Below are 20,441 nucleotides of genomic sequence, written 5' to 3'. Positions count from 1 at the left end.
TCCGAACGGGGCTCGCCCTGGCCCCGTGGTACGCAAGGAGGGGATGCCAAATGCGAAAAAGGGTAAACGCCATCTTTCCCGTCATCTTTCCCGTCATTTTCATCTTGTTCTCGACGGTATTGGCGGGTGCCGTCGCGCCGGCGGCCGACGGAGAGGAGTTCCGGGCAAGCTGCGGCAGCACGGGCTGGTATTTCGCGGAGGGCTACACGGGAGGGGACTTCGACACCTGGATCACCATCCAGAACCCCAACCAGACCGACGCCACGGCGCACCTGCGCTTCTTCCTCAACGACGGTGACCCCGTGGACATGGACCTGCCGCTGGGCAAGGAGACCAGGACCTCGGTGCTGCTGAACTCCATCCCGGCGCTGAAGAACAAGGAGGTGGCCACCATGGTCACCGCCACGGGGGACGGGATCATCGCCGAGAGGGCCATGTATTTCAGGTACGAGGGGGGCGGCGCCGCTCGCGCCGGCGGGCATGCTTCCATCGGAGCGACCGACACGAGCTGCTACTGGTACCTCCCGGAGGGTTACACGGGCGGCGGCTTCGACACCTGGCTGGTGCTCATGAACCCCACGGACACGGACGCCAACGACGTGTACGTGAAACTGCTGGTGCCCTGGAGCGACCAGTATTACATGTTCAAGACCTCGGTGCCGGCGCAGCGCAGGAGGACCATCAAGATCGACGACCTGGTGTGGAAGGAGGGCACGGATAACCTCATCGCGGACGTGGGCGCGGCCACCGGCGGAGGCGGCACCGGGCAGGAAGTGAAGTTCGACAACACTGAGGTCTCTACCTACGTCTTCTCGAACGGGGGCGTGGGCCTGGTGGTGGAGAGGGCCATGTACTTCGACTACTACGGGAAGGCGGGAGGGTCCTGCTCCATGGGCGCGCCCAGCGCCGCTTCCACGTGGTATCTCCCCGAGGGCTATACGGGAGGGGACTTCGACACCTGGGTCGAGGTCATGAACCCGTCCGGAGACTACGTGGATATCGTGTACACCTTCTACTCCAACAAGCCGGGCTTCACGCCGGTGAGCGTGACTCACCCGGGCGTTAAGCCCTGGTCACGCGACACCATCAAGGTGGACGCCGTGCCCGGCCTGGAGGGGACGGACGTCTCCACCAAGGTGCAGGCGTACAAGGCGGGTACCACCACGCCGGCGTATGTCGTAGCGGAGCGGGCCATGTACTTCCGCTACGGCACGGCGAGCGATGGCCACACCTCCATCGGGGCAGCCCACGCCTACAACTACTGGTTCCTGGCGGAGGGTTACACCGGCGGCTCCTTCGACACCTACGTATGCGTCATGAACCCCATGAGCATCCCCATGAAGGTCAAGGCCACCTTCATGACCCCCAGCGGCCACACGGTGAAGAAGGAATACGACGTGCCCGCCTACTACCGCCTGACCATCAAGGTTGACGACCAGGACCCATCCCTGGCGGCGACCGACGTCTCCACCATGATCGAGGCGGAGACGTTGGGAGGGGCGAGCGCGGAGTACCAGGCCGGCATGATCGCCGGCGTGGTCGCGGAGCGGGCCATGTACTTCACCTACAGGGATCCTATCGACGGGTCCCTCAAGTCCGGTGGCTCCTGCTCCATAGGCTACGGCAGCTACTGAAAAACGCTCTTGCGAAGGGGGCGGGCCCGGACCCGCCCCCTTCGTCATCCGGCGTTGGGAACCGGGGCGGGCTTACGGCGGCATCGCTGCCGTCAATCCGCGTTGCAACCGCATGGTGCCCCCCCGACATGTTTCCTGCCTTGCCGGGTCATGCCCGATTTGTACGGTCAGCGATCGCGGAATGGCACCCGGCTCGGTCTTTCGGGTATGGTCGAGCCCTGGGCCAATCAGTATTTCGCTATCTTGCCAAAAAATGGCACCCGGCCCGCTCTTTCGCGTATGGTCGACTTGACGTGTGAGTAAACCTTGCCCGGGAGGGGAGCAGGGCGAGAAAAGGGCGGGCTTTCCCCTATCTCTGGCAGCGTGGGCAGAAGTAGGTGCCGCGCCCGGAAACCTTTTCCCGGCATATGATCCCACCGCATGACCGGCATGGCTCGCCGGCGCGACGGTAAACGCGGTGTCGCTCCTGGAAGCTCCCCCTCTCTCCCTGCAGGTCCACGTAGTCGCTCACCGAGGAGCCGCCGCCAGCCAGGGCCTCCGCGAGCACCTCGCGGATGGCGGCGTGCAGGCGTGCGACCTCACCGGCATCCAGCGTGTCCGCGCGCCGCAGGGGATGTATGCCCGCGCGGTGCAGCGCCTCGTCGGCGTAGATGTTCCCCAGCCCCGCCAGGCGCGCCTGGTCCAGGAGCGCCGACTTCACCCTGCACTTGCCATGCAGGGCGAGCGCCAGTCGTGCGGCGGTGAAATCCTTCGCCAGCGGCTCAGGGCCCATCCTGGAAAGGGAGGGGAGGGAACGGTAGTCGCCGTCGCGCACCAGCGCCGTCTCGCCGAAGGTGCGCGGGTCGACGTAGAGGAGGTCCCTGCCGTCCTCCAGACGGAAGACTATGTGGGTGTGGCGGGGCCTCTCCGCGCCGCGCGGGACCAGGACCAGGGAGCCGGACATGCCCAGGTGGATGACGAGCTCCCGCCCGCCGTCCAGCGCGATGATGATGTACTTGCCCCGCCTCCTCACCCCGCGCACCTTCCTTCCCCTGACCCCCCTGCGGTAGCCCAACGTGGTGGGAGATCTTACCAGGCGGGGAAGAAACACCTCGCAGGAAAGGATGCGGGCACCGCGCAGCTCCCGTGCCAGCTGCCCGCGTATGGTCTCCACTTCCGGAAGCTCGGGCACAGGCCTTCCCCTCTCCACGTGCCGGACGTGTCTCCGGCAATAAGGGCGGCGCTCAGCTTTCCCGGCGCCGCCGCGCCGGCGTCCTCACCCGTCCTTAATTAATAGTATTATGACCGATATCATGATCACGATCATGACCACGGTTATCACCATGGTAGCGGAGCGCGTGGGGCGGCGGGGCGGACGGCGCGTGATGACGGTGGCGGTAACCGGAGGATATTGGCCGGACATTGACCGGCCCGCCTTGCTGATTTTCAGTGACACGAGCCGCCGCGCCGTGTCGCAGCGGCTTCCGGGACGGGAGTCCGCTTGCGCGCGCTCGGCCGGAAGCCGGGAAGCGCGCTAGGCGCCGTCCTGCGGGGAGCCCCGGAAGGGTTCCGCGCCGCCCATCTCCCCGGGAATCTCCGGCAGGGTGCCGGGAAGCTCAACGGTGAACACGCTCCCCTTGCCGGGCTGGCTCCACGCGGTGATCCTTCCCCCCAGCAGGCGAACCAGCTCGCGGCAGACGGCGAGCCCCAGGCCGGAGCCCCCGTACTGCTGGGAGCGCGACCTCTCCACGCGGAAGAAGCGGTCGAAGATGTGCTCCAGGTCCTCCTCCGGTATGCCGGGCCCGCTGTCGCGCACCTGGATGCGCGCCCCTCCCCGGGGCAGGGGGTCCGCGGAGACATGCACCGTGCCCCCTTGCGGGGTGAACTTGACGGCATTGTCCAGAATGTTGGTGAACACCTGCTCCAGGGCGACGCGGTCGCTCTCGACCGGACGCAGAGCGGGAGAGAGGAAGAGCTCGATGGCCAGGCCCTTATCCTCCGCCCGGGGTCGCAGTCTCTCCCGCACCTCGCCCAGCAGATCGGGGAGCGAAACGGTCTCCGGATGCAGTATCCATGCGCCGGCGTCCAGGCGGGAGAGGGCCAGGAGCTGCGCGAGCACCCGCTGCAGGCGCCGGGTCTCCTCCTGAATGATGCGCAGGTAGCGCTTCTTCTCGTCCTCCCGTTCCACCATGTCGTCCAGCAGGGCCTGGGTGAAACCCTCGATGGAGGTGAGCGGGGTCCTTATCTCGTGAGACACGTTGGCCACGAACTCCTTCTGCTGCTGGTAACCGCGCTGCAGGCGTTCCGCCATGTAGTTGAAATAGCGGGCCAGCGAGGATATCTCGTCCCTTCCCTCCACCTCCACCCTGCTCTCCAGGTTCCCGTGGGCCATCTCCCAGGCCGCGCGGCTCAGGCGGTGCAGCGGACGCGTGACGTAGTTGCTGAGGTAGAGGGCGAGGAGGACGGAGATGACCAGGGCGGCGCCGCCGGCGATGGCCAGGTAGCGGATAAGGTCCCCCACGCCCGCCTGCAGGAGCTGGTCCCTTCTCTTCGCCACCACGAGGTTATGGTAGGAATGTTCCGCGGCTATGTTGAGGGGGATGGCCACCACCAGGCAGCTTCCCAGCGGAGATATGTCTGCGTCCACCGCCCTTGCCTCGTCTTCCGCCAGGAGGTCCGCTGCGATGCGGCGGGGATAGCGCAGGGGCAGGGGGAGCGGGGCGACCACGTATCCCTGCGCGTCCACCACCACGCTGACCGCGTTCACCAGCTTGCCCTCCAGGCGCAGGAGCTGGGTGATGCGCTCCTGGTTGGCCGCGGGCAGGTCGGGAAAACGTTGCACCAGGTTGAAGGCCACCTCCAGGTCACGCGCCATCTCCTTCGCCTGCTCCACCAGTTCGGCGCGCGCGCGTTTCTCCAGGCGGTCGTTTTCCCTCCAGGCGAAAAAGGCGAAGAGGGCGCCGAAGAGAAAAAGGCTCAGGAGGCCAAGGACCAGCAAGTAAAAGAGGAACCTCGCGCGCAGGGTTCGGAAACGGGGACCTCTTTCGGCGGTCATCGCTCAGCGCTTTCCTTCCCGGAACTTGTATCCCACCCCCCATACCGTCTCCACGTAGCGAGGCTCCTGGGGGTTGTCGCCGAGTTTCTCGCGCATGTGGCGGATGTGGACGTCCACGGTGCGCGTGTCCCCGTAGTAATCGTATCCCCACACCCTCTCCAGCAGCTTCTCGCGGCTCATGACGATGCCCCGGTTCAGGGCCAGGACGTAAAGGAGGTCGAATTCGCGGGGGGTGAGTTCGACGGCTCGTTCGCCTTGCATGACCTTGCGCCGGGAGGCGTCGATCACCAGGTCCTCGACGTGGAGCACCTCGCGGGATTCGGCAAGGGGAAGGGTGCGGCGCAGGACGGCCTTGACCCTCGCCACCAGCTCCCGGGGGCTGAAGGGCTTGGTGAGATAATCGTCGGCGCCCAGCTCCAGGCCCACCACCTTGTCCACCTCGTCCTCGCGCGCGGTGAGCATGATGATGGGGAGGTTGGAGCGCGCCCGGATGCGCCTGCACACCTCCCACCCGTCCGGCTCCGGGATCATGATGTCCAGGACGACGAGGGCGGGGTGCAGCTCCTCGAAGAGGCGGAGCGCCTCTTCTCCGTCGCGGGCCTCCGCCACCCTGAATCCATCTTTTTCCAGGTAGAGGCGGGCCAGCTCGGTGATGTTTGGCTCGTCGTCCACGACGAGGATGAGTTCGCCGGCCATTTCACTCCTCGATGACGAAGGCGCTCTCTTCGTGCGCGCGTGCCTTGAGGACCGCCTGGGCGCCCCATTCCGCAAGGACGTTATAGGTGGCGAGGAAACGACGGGTGTTGCATACGCCGCCCAGGGAAAGCCTGACCAGGGGGGCGCTCACGGCATTGCCGCGGTAATCGTAGTAGTGCAGCTCCCCCCGCTGGCGGTGCTGCTCGTAGTAGAAATCCGCCTTCTCCTTCTCGAAGCGCTCCACCAAGCCTTTGCAGAGCGGCTCCGCCACCTCCGGGGGGCAGAGGACAAGGAACTCCTCGTAGGTGGGCTGGCCGATGAAAGCCCTCTCGCCCACCCGCTCGGCGGCCTCCTCCTCGATCATGCGGGCGAAGGCGGCGAGCACGCGGTCCGCGCGGCTCACCCCGTAGGCGTCGCGGTATTCCCTCAGGTGATCTATGGCCGCGAAGACGGCGGCGAAGATCTCGCCCCGTTGCAGGCGCCCGTTGATTTCCTTCTCTATGGTGGAAGCCCCGGGCAGGCCGGTCACCGGGTGCCCGGAGAGGTTCTCGTGGCTCTGGCGGATGTGCGCCTTGATGCGGGCCATGAGCTCCTGGTTGTGGAAGGGCTTGGTGATGTAGTCCACGCCCCCGGCCTCCAGGCCCTTGATCTTGTCCTCCACCGACTCGCGCGCCGTGAGGAAGATTATGGGGATCATGCGCGTGCGCGTGCGGGAACGCAGCTGGCGGCATACCTGTATCCCGTCCATCACCGGCATCATGACGTCGAGGATGATGAGGTCGGGACGCAGGGATTCCGCCAGCTCCACCGCACGGTTGCCCTCGGTGGTCACGTAAACCTCGAAGTCCTCGTCCTCGAGATAGAACTTCACCGCATTGAGGATCTCCGGTTCGTCGTCGACGAATAGTATCCTTCCCTCCATGCAGACCCCCTCCTTTTCGCTACACGCTAATTTTAACGCAAATCGGCGCGGCGCGGATGTCTTGCGTAATCGTCCAGCAGGGGGGCGGCGCTTCAGGAAGCGACGCAAGCAGCCGAAAAAGGATATATGACGTGGACATGATGCCAGGCACGGTTTAACATATTTTACATAAATTACAAGAGGAAAAGGGAGGCGCCCGCGTCGCAGCCGGCGCGTTGCGCCGCGCGGCACGCGGGTGAAGGATCGCATGAAGAGGCGTGGCTTTACGGCGCGGACGGATTTGAACCGCCCCGGTGGGGAGAGGATGTGAAGGAGGGGGTGTGGTAATGAAAAAAGCCGAGAAGGGAAAGAGGGGAAAGAGGGCGACCGTGCTCGCCGGCATGGTGGCATTGTTAGCGGCCCTGCTGCTGGCACTGAACGCCACCGTGTGGGCGGAGGAACAGCCGGTGGGAGTGCCGCCCGCGGAAGAGAAGCAGGTGTCGCAGCAGGCCGCCAAGGGCCTCACCATCGATTACTGGGAGCTGCAGGTGGGAGAGAAGGCCGTCCATTACACCGACGACTGGTGGAACGACATCCACGGCGACATCAACGGCACCAGGGCCTTGGGGTACTGGGACGCGGCGAGACTCTATGCCAGCAGCGTGAGCCCCATAAACTTCGCGTCGTCCCACTACTACAGCGTGAAGGCCATCAGCCACCTTAACCCCGTCTATTTCGACCTCAAGGGCCCCTGGTACTTCAACATGACCACCCCTATTGAGTATACCGAGGAGGTGGTGGACATAAACCAGGCGCCGGAGGCGGCGGAATTCCCCGAGGCCACCTACGCCATACGCTATCTCCGCGTATTCTCCGGCGGCCACCGCGTATGGGGGTACTATTACTGCAGCAACGACGCCGCCGGGAAGGCCTGGAAAACGTGGGGTTACAGCAAGGAGTACTATAACGTCGCGTCCGAGAAACCGGAAAAGCTGGTGTACCGCTACGTGAGCCCCCATGACCATAGGACTCCCGTGGCCAGGACGCCGATGAGTTTCCCCATAAGCGTGGGCAGCACCGGCTCCGTGGACGCGGTCGCCGTGACCGTGAAGGGTAAGTACGCTTTCACCATTCCCGGAAAGACCTGGGAAGCCGTAGCCGAGGGGAAGGTCGTGACGCCGGCGGGAACCCATGACGCGGTGCTCGTGCGCTTCGACGCGAGCGACGGAGCCGGCCATCATTACATAGACTATGGCTGGCTGGTGCAGGGGATTGGGTTCGTGGCCGTTGTTGACAGCGTCGTCGGCGACACCGATCCCGTGTTCGAGACGGCCGAAAACCTGGTGGTGATGAAGTCGTTCACGCCGGCGGGGGGCGAGAAGAAGTAGGATCGTGGCGGAAACACCGTGACGGGCGTGTATTGCCTGGAAGGTTCCGTGCGGTAGCGGCTGGATCGTCTATATTGTAGATTGCATAGATAGTAGAAAATCGCCTGCATCGCTTCCCGGGAAGCGCGGCTTTCCCGGGAAGCCCGCATTTCCGGGACAACTTGCGACCGCCTTTCGTGCCCACCTACCGGGCACGCATGGGATCTCGGCGCAGGCGGCTTCGAGAAGGCACGAGGGACCCCTGCGGCCCTGCGAAAAACGCCTTGACCGTCATGCTGACCTTGCTTTTCGTACATATGCGATAACCCTCGCATCCGTTACGGGAGCCCCGGCTCCAGTGCCGCACCCACGAAGCCGCGGAGTCCTGCGATCATCCAGCCCACGCCTCCGTCAAGGGATCCCCCTCCGTCACCACGGTTAAGGTGACTCGCATCACCCGGACGGTCCGGGCCATGGTTCATCTGGCGCATGGTTCCCCGACCCCGCGCTCCTCTTTGCGGGGGGCGGATGGGTTGCGTGTCGGACCGGCGTTTATAATGGACGTGTCGGAGACGGATGGGGTGGCGGAGCGAGAAGGAAAGCGGTGGAGAAGAGGATGCGACGCGCGGAGGGAAGAACGGTGACGGGCCGGCGTCACGCGGCAAAACGCCGCCGGAACCCCCCCGGGATGCCGCCCACCCGGCGTCGTGGCGCCGGCCTTGCGGTAATGGCTCTGGCGCTGGCCGTGGCCATGGCCTTTCCCGTGCCGGCGGAAGCGCAGGAGCCGCTGGAGCCGCCGGTGATAGAGGCCGTCTTTCCCCCGGGCGCCTGGCCGGGCACCCCCGTTTCCATCCAGGGCAGGAATTTCGGTGCCCTGCAGGTCCCGGGCTTGAGCAGGGTGACCTTCAACGGGGTTGACGCGGGCACGGCCACTCTGTGGTCCGAGAATTACATACTGGTGGCCGTCCCCGGGGGGGCGACCAGCGGGCCGGTGGTGGTCTCCACCATGCTCGGGGACAGCAACCCTTACCCCTTCACGGTTTATGAACAGGAACCCCAGTTCACTTCCTACTTCGCCGAGGGCACCACGCGCGCCGGCTTCGAGGAGTGGCTGACCATCCTCAACCCCTACGATTCCCAGTACACGGCCACCGTCACTTACATGGTGGCGCAGGGGGCTAACCGCATCCGCTATTACAATCTACCCGCCCGCTCCCGCGTCACCGTGAACGTGAACTCCGAGATCGGTTCGGGGCGCGACGTCTCGCTCTCCGTCTCGGCGGCGCAGAGGCTATACGCCGAACGCTCCCTCTATTTCGATTACGGGGGCTCCTGGAAGGGCGGCCACTGCTCCGTGCCCGCCACGGAGGCCAGCGACAGGTGGTACTTCGCCGAGGGCACCACGCGCGCCGGCTTCGAGGAGTGGCTGTGCCTGGCCAACCCCGGCGCGCAGGAGGCGCAGGTGACGGTGAGGTATTGCGGAGCGACGGGGGAGGCCATGCAGCAGGACGTGCTCATAGCCCCTCGAAGGCGGGTGAGCATCGACGTCAACTCCGCCGTGGGCGCGGAAAAGGACGTGGCCCTGGAAATAGTCTCCACGCAACCCATCGTGGCCGAGCGCCCCATGTACTTCGCCTACCGGGGGGCGTGGGACGGGGGCCACATCACGGTGGGGGCCACGGAGACCAGCGACAGGTGGTACTTCGCCGAGGGCACCACGCGCGCCGGCTTCGAGGAGTGGCTGTGCCTGGCCAACCCCGGCGCGCAGGAGGCGCAGGTGACGGTGAGGTATTGCGGAGCGACGGGGGAGGCCATGCAGCAGGACGTGCTCATAGCCCCTCGAAGGCGGGTGAGCATCGACGTCAACTCCGCCGTGGGCGCGGAAAAGGACGTGGCCCTGGAAATAGTTTCCACGCAACCCATCGTGGCCGAGCGCCCCATGTACTTCGCCTACCGGGGGGCGTGGGACGGGGGCCACATCACGGTGGGGGCCACGGAGACCAGCGACAGGTGGTACTTCGCCGAGGGCACCACCCGCGCCGGCTTCGAGGAGTGGCTGTGCCTGGCCAACCCCGGCGCGCAGGAGGCGCAGGTACATATCGACTACTTTTTCCAGGGAGGAGAGGTGCAGGGGCAGGACCTGCACGTGCAGGCGGGGAGCAGGGTGACGGTGTACGTGAACCAGGCGGTGGGCGAGGGCAGGGACGTGGCCGTCAAGGTGAGCTCGCAACGGGGTATCGTGGCCGAGCGCTCCATGTACTTTCTCTACCGCGGGGGTTGGGACGGGGGACACAACACCCTGGGGATGAACCTGTGAGCCATATCGACATGCATGTCCACCGGCGGGGAGGAGGGCACGAAGGCGGTAAGCGGCGGGCGGGGGGCCGCTGACGGGATGGCGAAAAGAGCACCTGCCGGCGCAAGCTGTGCCAACGACCCTCCCGTCGGTGCGTGCTATAATCTCACCGTGGATGCGAGGCCAAGGAGGGTGACTTGAGCTGTCCGGCTGGTGAAGAGATGGTGGATGAGGAATGCGTGCGGCAGGCGGCCGCGATGCTCCTGGAGAGCAGCCAGGTCGTGGCGCTTACGGGAGCGGGGATCTCCGTGGAGTCGGGCATACCCGACTTCCGCTCCCCGGGAGGCCTGTGGACCAAGTACGACCCACTGCTCTACGGAACCTACGAGTCCTTCATCAACCACCCGGAGCGCTTCTACGAGATGGCCAAGGAACTGAACCCCACCCTGGAAAGGGCGGAGCCCAACCCGGCCCATTACGCCCTGGCCGAGTTGGAAAGATTAGGAAAATGCCGGGCGGTTATCACCCAGAACATCGACAACCTGCACCAGAGGGCCGGCACCACCGAGGTGCTCGAGTTGCACGGCACGCACAGGACCGGCCACTGCATGCGATGCAGGCGCGTCTTCAGCCTGGAGGAGATAAAGGAGCTCAGCAGGGAAGGGGAATGCGTGGCCTGTTGTCCCGAGGATGGGACGGCCATCAAGCCGGACGTGGTCTTCTTCGGGGAACCCCTGGACTCCCGTGTGCTCGCCAGGGCGGCGGAGCTCGCTTCCACCTCCGACCTCATGCTGGTCATCGGGTGCAGCCTGGAGGTCTATCCGGCGGCTGCGCTTCCCGAATACACCAAGCGGCGAGGGGGGCGCCTCATCTTCTTCAACACCGTCACCACCCATCACGACAGCATGGCCGACCTGGTATGCTTGGGGAAGGCGGGAGAGAACCTGCCGGCGGTGGTGAAGGCATACAAGGAGCTCGTAGGGGTGGAGTGAAGGGAGCGCGGAGAGAGACGGAGAGAGAATAAGGAATGCGGGCGGCTTAGAGTCCCGGCATGCGCGGCCGCGAAACGCGGGGGGAATGGATCAAGATAGGGGGCCTGCAGGCGCGGGGCGTGACCGGATACGGATCTCGCGGGGGAGAGAGCGAGCCGGGCAGAAGGCTCGCAGGCAGATGATCTAACTGGAAGCAAAATAAGCAGGCAACAGCCGTTCAAGGAGGAATGTCTTGCCGGAGGAAAGATCACCCTGGGATTCCCTTTTCAAGGGAGGAGGCGGCGAGCCGCCGCTCTTCTTCCGCCGCAGGAGCGCGGGAGAAGGCGGAGGGTTCGGCGCGAGGTGGAGGAAGATCAGCAACCGCACCAAGTGGATAGTCGGCATAATCGTAGTGGTGCTCCTGGTACTGATCCTCAGCGCCTCCTGGCTGTCCACCTTCTACACGGATTACCTCTGGTACAAGGAAGTGGGATATACCTCCGTCTTCTGGAAAAGGATCACCACGCAGATCTGGCTCTTCTTCGCTTTCGCCATCATATTCTTCGCCGTCTTCTACGGGAACATATACCTGGCGCGAAGGCTTACGCCGCGTTACGAAAGGCCTGCAGGAAAGCTTACCCCCATCGAGGAATCGCTGCAGAACTTCCGTGAGAGCGCCGGCCGCTGGCTGGACCGGGGTATGCTCATCGTGTCCGCCTTGATCGCCTTCGCCGTCGGATGGGCCTCCGCCGGGCAATGGGAGAACGCGCTCGAGTATTTCAACCACGCCTCCTTCGGCAAGGTCGATCCCGTCTTCGGTAAGGACATAGGCTTCTACGTCTTCGAGTATCCTTTCCTCCGTTACTTGACCGGCTGGCTGTTCACCACGCTCATCTTCACCATCATCGTTTCCGCGTTGGTCCATTTCCTCTACGGCGCCATCAACTTCGGAGACAGGAAACAGCGCTTCGCGGCCCACGTCAAGGCCCACCTCTCGGTGCTGGCCGGGGCGCTGCTGCTGCTGCAGGCATGGCGTTTCCGCCTCAGCATGTTCGGCCTCCTTTATTCGCAGCGCGGCCCGGTGACGGGTGCCACCTACACCGACGTCCACGCGCAGATACCCGCGTACTGGATACTCATCGCGACGTGCTTCGTCTGCGCCGGGCTCTTCATCCTCAACATACGCTACCGGGGATGGAGGCTGCCGCTGGCGGGCCTGGTGGGCATAGTGGTGGTTTCCCTCCTCGCCGGCTCGCTTTACCCCTTCATCGTGCAGACCTACGTGGTGAGGCCCAAGGAGCTCGCCCGCGAGAGCGAGTACATAGGACGCAACATCGAGTCCACCCAGGACGCCTTCCGCATCCAGGACGAAGGGGAGGAGGCGGTGGTGGAGAGGCGCCTCTTCCCGGCGGAGTTGAACCTGACCTACGATGACATCCTGGCAAACAGGACCACGGTCAGCAACATCCGCCTATGGGACCCCCGCGTTATACAGCAGGTCTATAGCCAGCGGCAGCTGTTGCGGCAGGAGTATTTCTTCAACGATGCTGACGTGGATCGCTACACGGTTTTCGACGACGTGTACACCCAGATGCTCTTATCCGGTCGCGAGCTGGTGGTGGACCAGCTGCGCGAGGATGCACGCACCTGGCAGAACGAGCATCTCTCCTACACCCACGGCTACGGCCTGGTGATGAGCCCCACCAACCAGCTCACCCAGGAAGGAGACCCGGTGCTGGTCATCAAGGACATCCCGCCGCAATCCCAGGAGGGGCTGGGCGTGGAGATAAAACGCCCGGAGCTCTATTACGGCGAGAAGGCCCATGATTACGTGGTGGTGCGCACGGGAGCCCAGGAAATAGATTATCCGCTGGGAAACACCAACAAGTTCGTGGAGCCCTACTACGAGGGCGAGGGCGGCGTACCCGTCTCCAACTTCCTGAAGAGGGTGGCCTTTTCCATACGCAACCGCGATATCACCTTCCTCTTCAGCGGTTACATCAAGGGCGAGTCGCGCATCATGTTCCGCAGGAACATCCGGGACAGGGCGCTGGAGGTGGCGCCTTTCCTGCGCCTTGACGGCGATCCCTACCTGGTGGTCACCGACGACGGAAGGCTGATGTGGATCATCGACGCCTACACCACCAGCGACCTCTACCCCTATTCCGAGCGCTATAACGGCGAGTTCAACTACATACGCAACTCGGTGAAGGTGGTCATCGACGCCTACAACGGGACCCTCACCTATTACCTGGTGGACGAGAAAGACCCCATCGCCCAAACATACGGAAAGATATTCCCCGACCTCTTCACCCCCATGGATGAGATGCCCGGGGACATCAAGCGCCACCTGCGCTATCCGGAGGACCTCTTCTCTGTGCAGATGGAGATGTACCGAACCTATCACATCGACGATATCAGCGCCTTCTACCAGAAGGAGGACGTGTGGGACGTCTCCACGGAGACATACGGCGCCGGCGCGGAGCCGCAGCAGGTGAAGCCTTACTACATCATCCTCAAGATCCCCGGCGAGGAGAAGGAGGAGATGGTCCTCATGCTCCCCTTCAACCCTCGCGGCAAGGACAACATGGTGGACTGGGTGGCGGCGCGCTGTGACTTTCCGCATTACGGAGAGCTGCTGAACTTCTCCTTCCCGGCGGGAAAGCTGGTGAACGGGACGCAGCAGTTCGAGTCACTGGTGGACCAGAAGACGGAGATCTCGGAACAGATAACCCTGTGGAACCAGGCGGGTTCACGGGTCATCCGGGGAAATACCCTGGTCATCCCCATCAAGGATTCCCTCATCTACGTTGAGCCCCTCTACCTCCTGGCCACAAATCCCGCCATACCGCAGCTCAAGCGGGTCATCGTGGGCTATGGCACGCAGGTGGAGATGAAGCCCACCCTCGAGGAGGCGCTGCAGGCCATTTTCGGTGCGGGACCACAGCCCCAGCCCCAGCCGCAACCCCAGCCGCAACCCCAGCCGCAGCCCGGGGGAGATCTCGTGGCCTTGATCCAGGAAGCCAACCGGGTCTATGACGAGGCACAGGCCGCCCTGCGCAACGGAGAGTGGGCGGCCTACGGTGAGAGGATGAGCAGGCTGAGCCAGCTCCTGGACCAGATGGCCTCGTTGGCGCCGGAGACGACCCCGCAGGCTCCTTGAGAGACCGCGCAGCGGAGCTGCTGCAAGGCGACCGCGGGTTGCCCGCCTTGCGGGTCGCGGAACACGGTGGGGGAAAGACAGGTCTGTTCGTTCGCGAACTCGGAAGGTTGGACGCATCCCCGCCCCCCACCGTTATCCTCCCCGAGCAAGGTGTTCACTCGTGCCGAAGGGTTCCCGTACGGAAGCCCCGATGTGACAGCCCTTTTGACGTCGGCTAATGACAACGGTTGTGCGAGCGAGTAAGATAGGCTTACCGGTGGGGAGATTGGACTTGGGCCTGGAGGGCACCAAGGTTCACGGAAGGCAGGTGTGAAAATGGCCCTGCCACGATGCAAGGCATGCGGATTGCCCAGGCGGCTTTCCAAGGGTTTCCTGTGGCCCGGTAACGGCACCATTTTTTCACGCCACGATCCCGACATGCGCATGGTGTTCTTCGAGGCCGATTACTACCCTTACGTGTGGAAAGAGCTTGAGGACAGGCTGGGGGTACCCATCTCCGGTGCCTACATCCGCGGCCAGAAGGCATCCGTTCTCGACTACCTCGGGGAGAACGTCCTTTTCGGCTGGCGCGGCGTGGTGTTGCGCAGGCTGCCCTTCTCTTTCCTGCTGCAGAAGGTCATCGACGAACTGGCTTTCTTCGGTTTCGGCCACCTCGAGTTGCTCGAGTACCGCAGGCACAAGGTAGTGCTGCTGAGGGTCTCCAACGCGTTCGACATACTTTCCCTGGCCTGGGGGACCAAGGGGTTCTGCGCCATGGTCGACGGCGTGCCCATGGAGATGGCGTGGACGAGGGAGGGCGAGGACTACCTGCTCACCGCGACTCCCCTCCCCGAGGGTATCGAGGAGGAGGAGCCGGACCTGGAAGCCCTGCGGGACCTGCGCCTTGCAAAGAAGGAGCTTGCGGCGGCTGCATCCTTTCCCGACCGCGAAGCGCGGCGGGAGACCTGTCCCCGCTGCGGAGTGCCTTCCTCCCTCACATCACTGGCGTGGAAGGAGGAGGAAGGCTGTATCGAGCTCCTCCCCGAGGGAAGACGGGTGGTCTTCAGCACCGGTCACGTCATGCTCGGTGTGTTGCACGAGCTGGAAAAGACGGTGGGAAGGAGCCTGGAGCAGGAGCTGTATGAAATTACCAAGAATTACCATATGGAGACAATGGAGGACCTGTGGGGACACGACAGGGCAGAAACCTACCGCGAGCTCCTTGAGCGCCTGTACGCATGGGGATACGGAATTCCCCTGAGCGTCAACTTCGGGGTGGGGCACCTGGAGCTGAGCGTCGGGAACCCGTTCTTCCCTCCCCGCCTGGCGGGCATGGTGGCGGCGGTCTTCGAGGGACTGGAGGGGCAGGAGGCGGTGGTCGAGCAGAGTATGCCGGAACCGCACGTCCTGGAAATGCAGATAAGCACCACCTAAAGCGCTGCGTACACGGAAGGCGCGCACCACCATGCGCCGTGTGTCCCTGCCCCCTTCCTCTTAATGCTCCATCTCCTCCACGGGGGTGAAACCCTGCAGGGAGGCACGCACCACTAGGCGCTGCGTGGCCTGCCCTTCCGGGGCACAGGTGGTGAGGGTGAGGATGGGTTCCTCCGTCTGCAGGGTCACGTTCTCGCTGGGGTCGATGTATCTTAGCTCGTAGACCCGGTATTCATAGAGGCCTCGGGGGTTGCGGATGTATATGGAATCGCCGGCCTTGAGCTCGTCCAGGCGGTTGAAGGGCCTGGTCTTGGTGGTGCGGTGGCCGGAGATGACGCAGTTGCCCGGCCAGCCGGGGAAGCCGGTGTGTGGGAGGTGAATGGGTCCCAGCGCGAGGATCTCGTAAAGCTCCTCCTCGTCGTCGCTCCCCTCGCGCACCTCCTCGTCCAGCCCTATGGCGGGGATGCTGATGTAGGCCGGGGTTTCGAAGGAAAGGGGGGGACCGAGCAGCTCATCGTGGGTAAGGGGCCTGGATGTGCCCGCCTCCGCGCTCGCGCCCTCCACTTCCGCGGCGCCCCGCCTCACCCGGTCGTAGAGATATGGCATGAGCACGGCGAAGGCGACGATGAGCAGCACGGATACGCTTACTGCCATGTAGACCGCTCGACGCCCTCCCAGTATCCTCATGAGGACACCTCAACCCTGTTTCTTAAGACCCCGTTCGCAAAAACGCCCATCGCTTTCCCCGCCGGCTCTCGGCCGAGCAACGCCTCACAAGGTTACCCGCAGCGGCGACGACGATGTCCGCCGCCCATCCCACCTCACAGTGCCTATTATAAACGCCGGCGGACACATCCAAAGGCGGGGGCGCGCGACGCTTTCCCGCCGCGGAGGCGCCTCGGGCGAGGGCGCCGCTAGGCTGCACCCCCCTTGTTGTTCTGATGCCTCTTCGTGTAACATATAAAATGCAGTGGAAAAATATTGGGAACTTGAAAAGCGACGCGGGGTGGAGCAGTCAGGTAGCTCGTCGGGCTCATAACCCGAAGGTCGGGAGTTCGAATCTCCCCCCCGCTACCAGCGTAACAAGGCCGGGGCGCAGGTCTCCGGCCTTTACCTTGTCCTCGCGTCCGCCCGTATTCCACCCCCGTGCGGGCACGTCGTTTCCATGCCATTCCCGCGCGGGCGTGCCATCGCCTTTCTTCCGGCTCATCCCGCGTCCCCATGCGGTCGTCGTGGTGCGGGCCTTCCGCGTTGCCTCAAGACGTTACATACTCAAGGCCGAGGGCGATTTTCCGACCCTTTCTTACCGGCGGCCGCCATTCCCCTCAAGAAGGGGCTTTCACCTTCGACATGTCGCGCTCCAGGTACTCGGGCAGGCCGACGTGTCCCCAGAAATCCTCGATGAAGAGGCCGTCCACCATGCCGCTCTGCTGCCCCTCGACCAGCAGCTTCACCTTCTGGATGGTTGGGAACTCGGTCAGGGTGTTGGCGATGGAGGTGAGGGCAAGGTCTTCCACCGCGGCTCCGGCACCCCCCTGCTGGGCCTTGTCGGTGATGATCTCCTTGCTCACGTTGAGGGTGCAGATGCCGTCCTTGATGCTTATATCCAGCACCTTGACGGTGTTGGGAAAAATGGCCTTGAGCCCGCTTCCCTCCGCGGGGCCCTTGAAAAGCTCCTCCATGGCCGCGCGGGCCACCGCCTGGGTATAGGGTATGGTGCGTTTCTCCGGAACCAGGTAGAAGTCGGTGGGGGTCACCTCCATGAAGTAGAGGGTAAGCGTGACCGGACCCCCCTGGCCTTCCTGCCCTTCCCCGCCCCCCTTTTCCTCCTTTCCCTGGCCTTCTTTTCCCTGCTCCTGCGTGCCCGGCGTGGTCTTCCCGCATCCTGCGAGGAGAACGGCGGAAGCAAGCAGGAAAAGCGTCAAGACCGTGACGCACCACCGCAGCAGGCGGCCTCGCGACAGCCCTTCCAGCGACAGCTTCTCGCGCGAGGGCCCATACCCCGGCGGACCGTCCTGCAAGAATGTATTCCGCGACGGCCCGTGCCGTGACACTCCATCATGCAACTTTGGTTCTATCGATAACCGGTTTCTCGACAACCTGCCTCCTTTCATCGCGGCTCCTTTCCCTTCGCCGAACTTCTTATAAACACCTTGCCCGCCACGCACCGCGGTTCGCTCGGCCTCCTTATCCCTCGCGCCCCCTTGCGGTTACCGCCTTGCCCGGCTTCTTCCCTGCCAGCCCTTTTGACGTAACGGAATCGTTCCGCGGTTCACCGCGCGGCCCTTCCCTTCGCCGAACTCCCTGCAAATGTCTTGCCCGCGACGCGTCGCGGTTCGCCCGGCCTCCTTTGCCCTGGCGCCTCCACCCTCGCGCCCGGCGCTCCCTTCTGTCTTTGCAGTTTTTCGAGATCGCCGGCCGACGCGGCTCGTAACGAGGCGTCATCGCTCCGCGGCAACCGTATCCTGCCCCGTCCGCCGTCACCGGCTCCGCCGGCATATCCCGTCCATATCCTCGGCCATACGAATATCCCGTCATCATAATATGATAGGGGAGTGACAGCCGGCGGAGACGGGGTAATGAAATAATGGAGCGACAGGCGGCGAAAGGGGGGTAGTGAACGCTGCCGCGCAAGGAGCGGAGAACGAGGGTCGAGTAAGGCTGGGTGTATCATCGGCGGCATGCTCGGGAGGCGATACTCGGGATTGCGTCCAAGGGAAGCAAGGGGGAAGCTGGAGGGAAGCTGGAGGGGAACGGGAGGGGAGAAAGAGGGAAGCTAAAGAGGGGGAGGTGTGGAACAGGAGGGGAGAAGCAGGGGAGAAGGCGGGAAACAAGAGGGGAGCTGGAGGGGAGAAAGGGGGAAACAGGAAGGGAGAAGGAGGGAAAAGGAAGGGAGAAGGAGGAGAGAAAGCGGGAAACAAGAGGGGAGCTGGAGGGGAGAAAGAGGGAAACAGGAAGGGAGAAGGAGGGAAAAGTAAGGGAGAAGGAGGAGAGAAAGCGGGAAGCTAGAGGGGAACGGGAGGCGGGAAGTTAGAGGGAAAGGGGAAGGAAAAGGAGTTCGATGATAGGCTGATAGGGACCGGCGGGCAAGGCCCGGGAAGCGCGCACGTGAAAAGCGGGGAGGTCGAAACGATGGCGCATTACGAACACCGGACAGAGGAAAGCTGGAAGGAATTCAGGTTCAATTTCCCCTACCGGGAGGGGTTGCGGAGGTTGCGCGAGGAGGTGCTGGCGAAGACGGACTTCGACCCCTCCGTCCTGTGGGTATGGGGCACCATGCAGGCCATGGCGGTGATAGGCATCCTGAAAGCGTGCGAGCGCGAGTTCGGCGCCGAGGGGCAGAGGGTGGTGAAGGAGGCCCTGGTCGAGGTGGGCAGGGATGTGGGAAGGCAGATGATGGGGGACCTGGAGAAGCCCGCGGGCCTCTCCGACGCCGAGACGGCCAGCTTTTTCGCCACCGTGGTAAACTGCATCGCCTACGCTTCCCTGGAGGAGCCGAGCATAGACTCCGAGGACGAGGTCAGCTTTCACATCCTATGGTGCCCCCACCAGGACTGTTACGGGGCCTTCGACTGCCGCGTGCAGCGCTACTTCGTGCAGGGCATGCTGGAGGCGGTGAGGGAGAAAGGACTGCTCACCGACTGGCAGGTGCGCTTCACCCAGACCATTCCTGCCGGCGCCGAGACCTGCCGTTTCGTTCTCTGGCGCGCCCCCGACGGGGAGAAGTCACAGTGGGAGCGCTATAGCGAGCTGCTGGAGGAGAAAGCCCTGGAGATGGCGCGGGCGGAAGGGAAACAAGAGGGGTGAAGGCGAGGCGGAGAAAGCGAAAAGAGCAGGGGATGAAGGGGGAACGGGAGGGGAAACGAGCGGGAAGCGGTCACGAGAAAAGGAAGGACAAGAGGATAAGGGGAACGGGAAGGGCAGGGGATGAGAGGGGCGTCAGGGATGGGGATGGGTCGGGCAAGAGAGGGGGAAGAAACGGGAAGAGGAAAGAAAAAAGAAAGCGAAGAGACGGGGAAGAGATGGGAAAAGGAAAGGAAAAAGAAGGGGAAGAAGCAGGAAAGAGACGGGAAAGCGAAAGGGAAGAGACGGGCGAGAGACAAGCGAGAAGCGGAAAATTGGAAGAATAGGGGGCTACCGGCATGTCGCTGGCTGGATGGATCGTCATAGGGTTTTTCGCCGGGTGGTTGGCGGGCGTGGCCACCGGCACCAAGAAGAAATACGGTTGCCTCCTGAACCCCGTGGTGGGGATCATCGGCGCGTTCATCGGGGGCTTCATCTTCACCTACCTGCGGAACGAGAAGGTCACCTTCGCCTTCAACTGGTGGAGTTTCTTCGTTGCCTTCGTGGGAGCGGCGGTGCTGCTCCTGGCGGTGAGGCTCCTCGCCTGGCTCCTGCGGGGACGCAGGCATTGACGAGATGGCGCGACGCGCCACTCCTTTCGCGCTCGCCGCTGCTTATTAAACCAGGGGTGAACCGGCGCCGGCTGCCCGGGTTCAGAAACATGGTGGACACCCCCTATACTTGCTTTGTGTAAAAAAGAAGCAGAGCAAGGAGGTGTCCAAATGAAGGGTTCAGTTGGAACCACTACTAGTATCTACCACACCAGGCTTCCCCATCAATGGGAGTTGGAGAGAATGATGGGCGAGGTCCTCTCCAGGGAGGCCAGAAGGAGGCTGCGCTGGATAGAGCACTTTCGCAGCTGCGGAAATGCCAGGATGACCTGCCGCCACTTCGCCATCTCCCCCACCACCTTCTACAAGTGGCTGAAGAGGTACCTGAAACGGGGGCTCAGGGGACTGGAGGACCTCCCCCGCACCCCGAAAAGGAAAAGGGTCTCGGAGATCCCCTGGCAGACGATCCAGCTCATCTGCGACTTAAGGAGAGAGCACCCCGCCTGGTCCAAGCACAAGATAGCGGTGATCCTCAAGAGGGACTACGGCATCCGCCTTTCTTCCTCCAGCGT

General features: G+C 63.7%; 16 protein-coding genes and 1 tRNA gene. 11 read left to right on the top strand and 6 right to left on the bottom strand.

Features of this window, described 5'->3' with window-relative positions; all coding sequences use genetic code 11:
• Nucleotides 1-50: 50 nt before the first annotated feature.
• Nucleotides 51-1,634, top strand: coding sequence for a hypothetical protein (locus tag H5T73_06425; GenBank protein MBC7247396.1), 1,584 nt, complete (start codon nt 51-53; stop codon nt 1,632-1,634).
• Between the two features lie 349 nt (nt 1,635-1,983).
• Here the strand turns inward: H5T73_06425 and mutM are convergent, their stop codons facing one another.
• The 4 genes from mutM to H5T73_06405 all read right to left on the bottom strand — a co-directional run bounded on the left by mutM (nt 1,984) and on the right by H5T73_06405 (nt 6,286).
• Entirely contained in the window at nt 1,984-2,805 is an 822-nt protein-coding gene (gene mutM / locus H5T73_06420; GenBank protein MBC7247395.1) for a bifunctional DNA-formamidopyrimidine glycosylase/DNA-(apurinic or apyrimidinic site) lyase, read from the bottom strand.
• A gap of 342 nt (nt 2,806-3,147) precedes the next feature.
• Nucleotides 3,148-4,611 carry a HAMP domain-containing histidine kinase gene (locus H5T73_06415; protein ID MBC7247394.1) on the bottom strand — a complete coding sequence of 488 codons (1,464 nt, stop codon included), beginning with the start codon at nt 4,609-4,611 and terminating at the stop codon, nt 3,148-3,150.
• A 60-nt stretch (nt 4,612-4,671) separates the two neighbouring features.
• Entirely contained in the window at nt 4,672-5,364 is a 693-nt protein-coding gene (locus tag H5T73_06410; protein MBC7247393.1) for a response regulator transcription factor, read from the bottom strand.
• Between the two features lies 1 nt (nt 5,365).
• Nucleotides 5,366-6,286 carry a response regulator gene (locus H5T73_06405; GenBank protein ID MBC7247392.1) on the bottom strand — a complete coding sequence of 307 codons (921 nt, stop codon included), beginning with the start codon at nt 6,284-6,286 and terminating at the stop codon, nt 5,366-5,368.
• Between the two features lie 320 nt (nt 6,287-6,606).
• On the opposite strand from H5T73_06405, the gene H5T73_06400 reads away from it, so the two are divergent.
• From H5T73_06400 to H5T73_06380, 5 genes are all read left to right on the top strand, one after another.
• On the top strand, nt 6,607-7,653 hold the full coding sequence (locus tag H5T73_06400; GenBank protein MBC7247391.1) for a hypothetical protein: 1,047 nt from the start codon (nt 6,607-6,609) through the stop codon (nt 7,651-7,653).
• Nucleotides 7,654-8,359: 706 nt separating this feature from the next.
• Complete coding sequence (locus tag H5T73_06395) at nt 8,360-9,949, top strand: IPT/TIG domain-containing protein (protein MBC7247390.1); 1,590 nt, start codon at nt 8,360-8,362, stop codon at nt 9,947-9,949.
• A 176-nt stretch (nt 9,950-10,125) separates the two neighbouring features.
• On the top strand, nt 10,126-10,920 hold the full coding sequence (locus H5T73_06390; GenBank protein MBC7247389.1) for an NAD-dependent deacylase: 795 nt from the start codon (nt 10,126-10,128) through the stop codon (nt 10,918-10,920).
• A gap of 232 nt (nt 10,921-11,152) precedes the next feature.
• Complete coding sequence (locus tag H5T73_06385; GenBank protein MBC7247388.1) at nt 11,153-14,062, top strand: UPF0182 family protein; 2,910 nt, start codon at nt 11,153-11,155, stop codon at nt 14,060-14,062.
• 417 nt (nt 14,063-14,479) lie between these two features.
• On the top strand, nt 14,480-15,475 hold the full coding sequence (locus H5T73_06380; protein MBC7247387.1) for a hypothetical protein: 996 nt from the start codon (nt 14,480-14,482) through the stop codon (nt 15,473-15,475).
• A 60-nt stretch (nt 15,476-15,535) separates the two neighbouring features.
• Here H5T73_06380 and H5T73_06375 read toward each other — a convergent pair whose 3' ends face one another.
• Nucleotides 15,536-16,162, bottom strand: a complete 627-nt coding sequence (locus H5T73_06375) for a class E sortase (GenBank protein MBC7247386.1) — start codon at nt 16,160-16,162, stop codon at nt 15,536-15,538.
• A 313-nt stretch (nt 16,163-16,475) separates the two neighbouring features.
• Between H5T73_06375 and H5T73_06370 the strand changes: the two genes are divergently transcribed.
• Nucleotides 16,476-16,552, top strand: a tRNA-Met gene (locus H5T73_06370).
• 248 nt (nt 16,553-16,800) lie between these two features.
• Here H5T73_06370 and H5T73_06365 read toward each other — a convergent pair.
• Nucleotides 16,801-17,496 (bottom strand): GerMN domain-containing protein, encoded by a 696-nt coding sequence (locus H5T73_06365; GenBank protein ID MBC7247385.1) that lies wholly within the window; start codon nt 17,494-17,496, stop codon nt 16,801-16,803.
• 644 nt (nt 17,497-18,140) lie between these two features.
• Here H5T73_06365 and H5T73_06360 point away from each other — a divergent pair.
• From H5T73_06360 to H5T73_06345, 4 genes are all read left to right on the top strand, one after another.
• A complete protein-coding gene (locus H5T73_06360; GenBank protein ID MBC7247384.1) occupies nt 18,141-18,509 on the top strand; it encodes a hypothetical protein in 369 nt (122 codons plus the stop codon).
• Nucleotides 18,510-18,607: 98 nt separating this feature from the next.
• On the top strand, nt 18,608-19,282 hold the full coding sequence (locus tag H5T73_06355; GenBank protein ID MBC7247383.1) for a hypothetical protein: 675 nt from the start codon (nt 18,608-18,610) through the stop codon (nt 19,280-19,282).
• 335 nt (nt 19,283-19,617) lie between these two features.
• A complete protein-coding gene (locus tag H5T73_06350) occupies nt 19,618-19,890 on the top strand; it encodes a GlsB/YeaQ/YmgE family stress response membrane protein (protein ID MBC7247382.1) in 273 nt (90 codons plus the stop codon).
• Between the two features lie 150 nt (nt 19,891-20,040).
• A partial coding sequence (locus tag H5T73_06345; protein ID MBC7247381.1) for a helix-turn-helix domain containing protein occupies nt 20,041-20,441 on the top strand: 401 nt, incomplete at its 3' end.

The sequence above is a fragment of the Actinomycetota bacterium genome (genome assembly GCA_014360655.1).
Taxonomy (GTDB): Bacteria; Actinomycetota; Geothermincolia; order Geothermincolales; family RBG-13-55-18; genus JACIXC01.
Note: the sequence above shows the minus strand (reverse complement) of the source record. Positions and strands in the feature narration are given on the sequence as shown.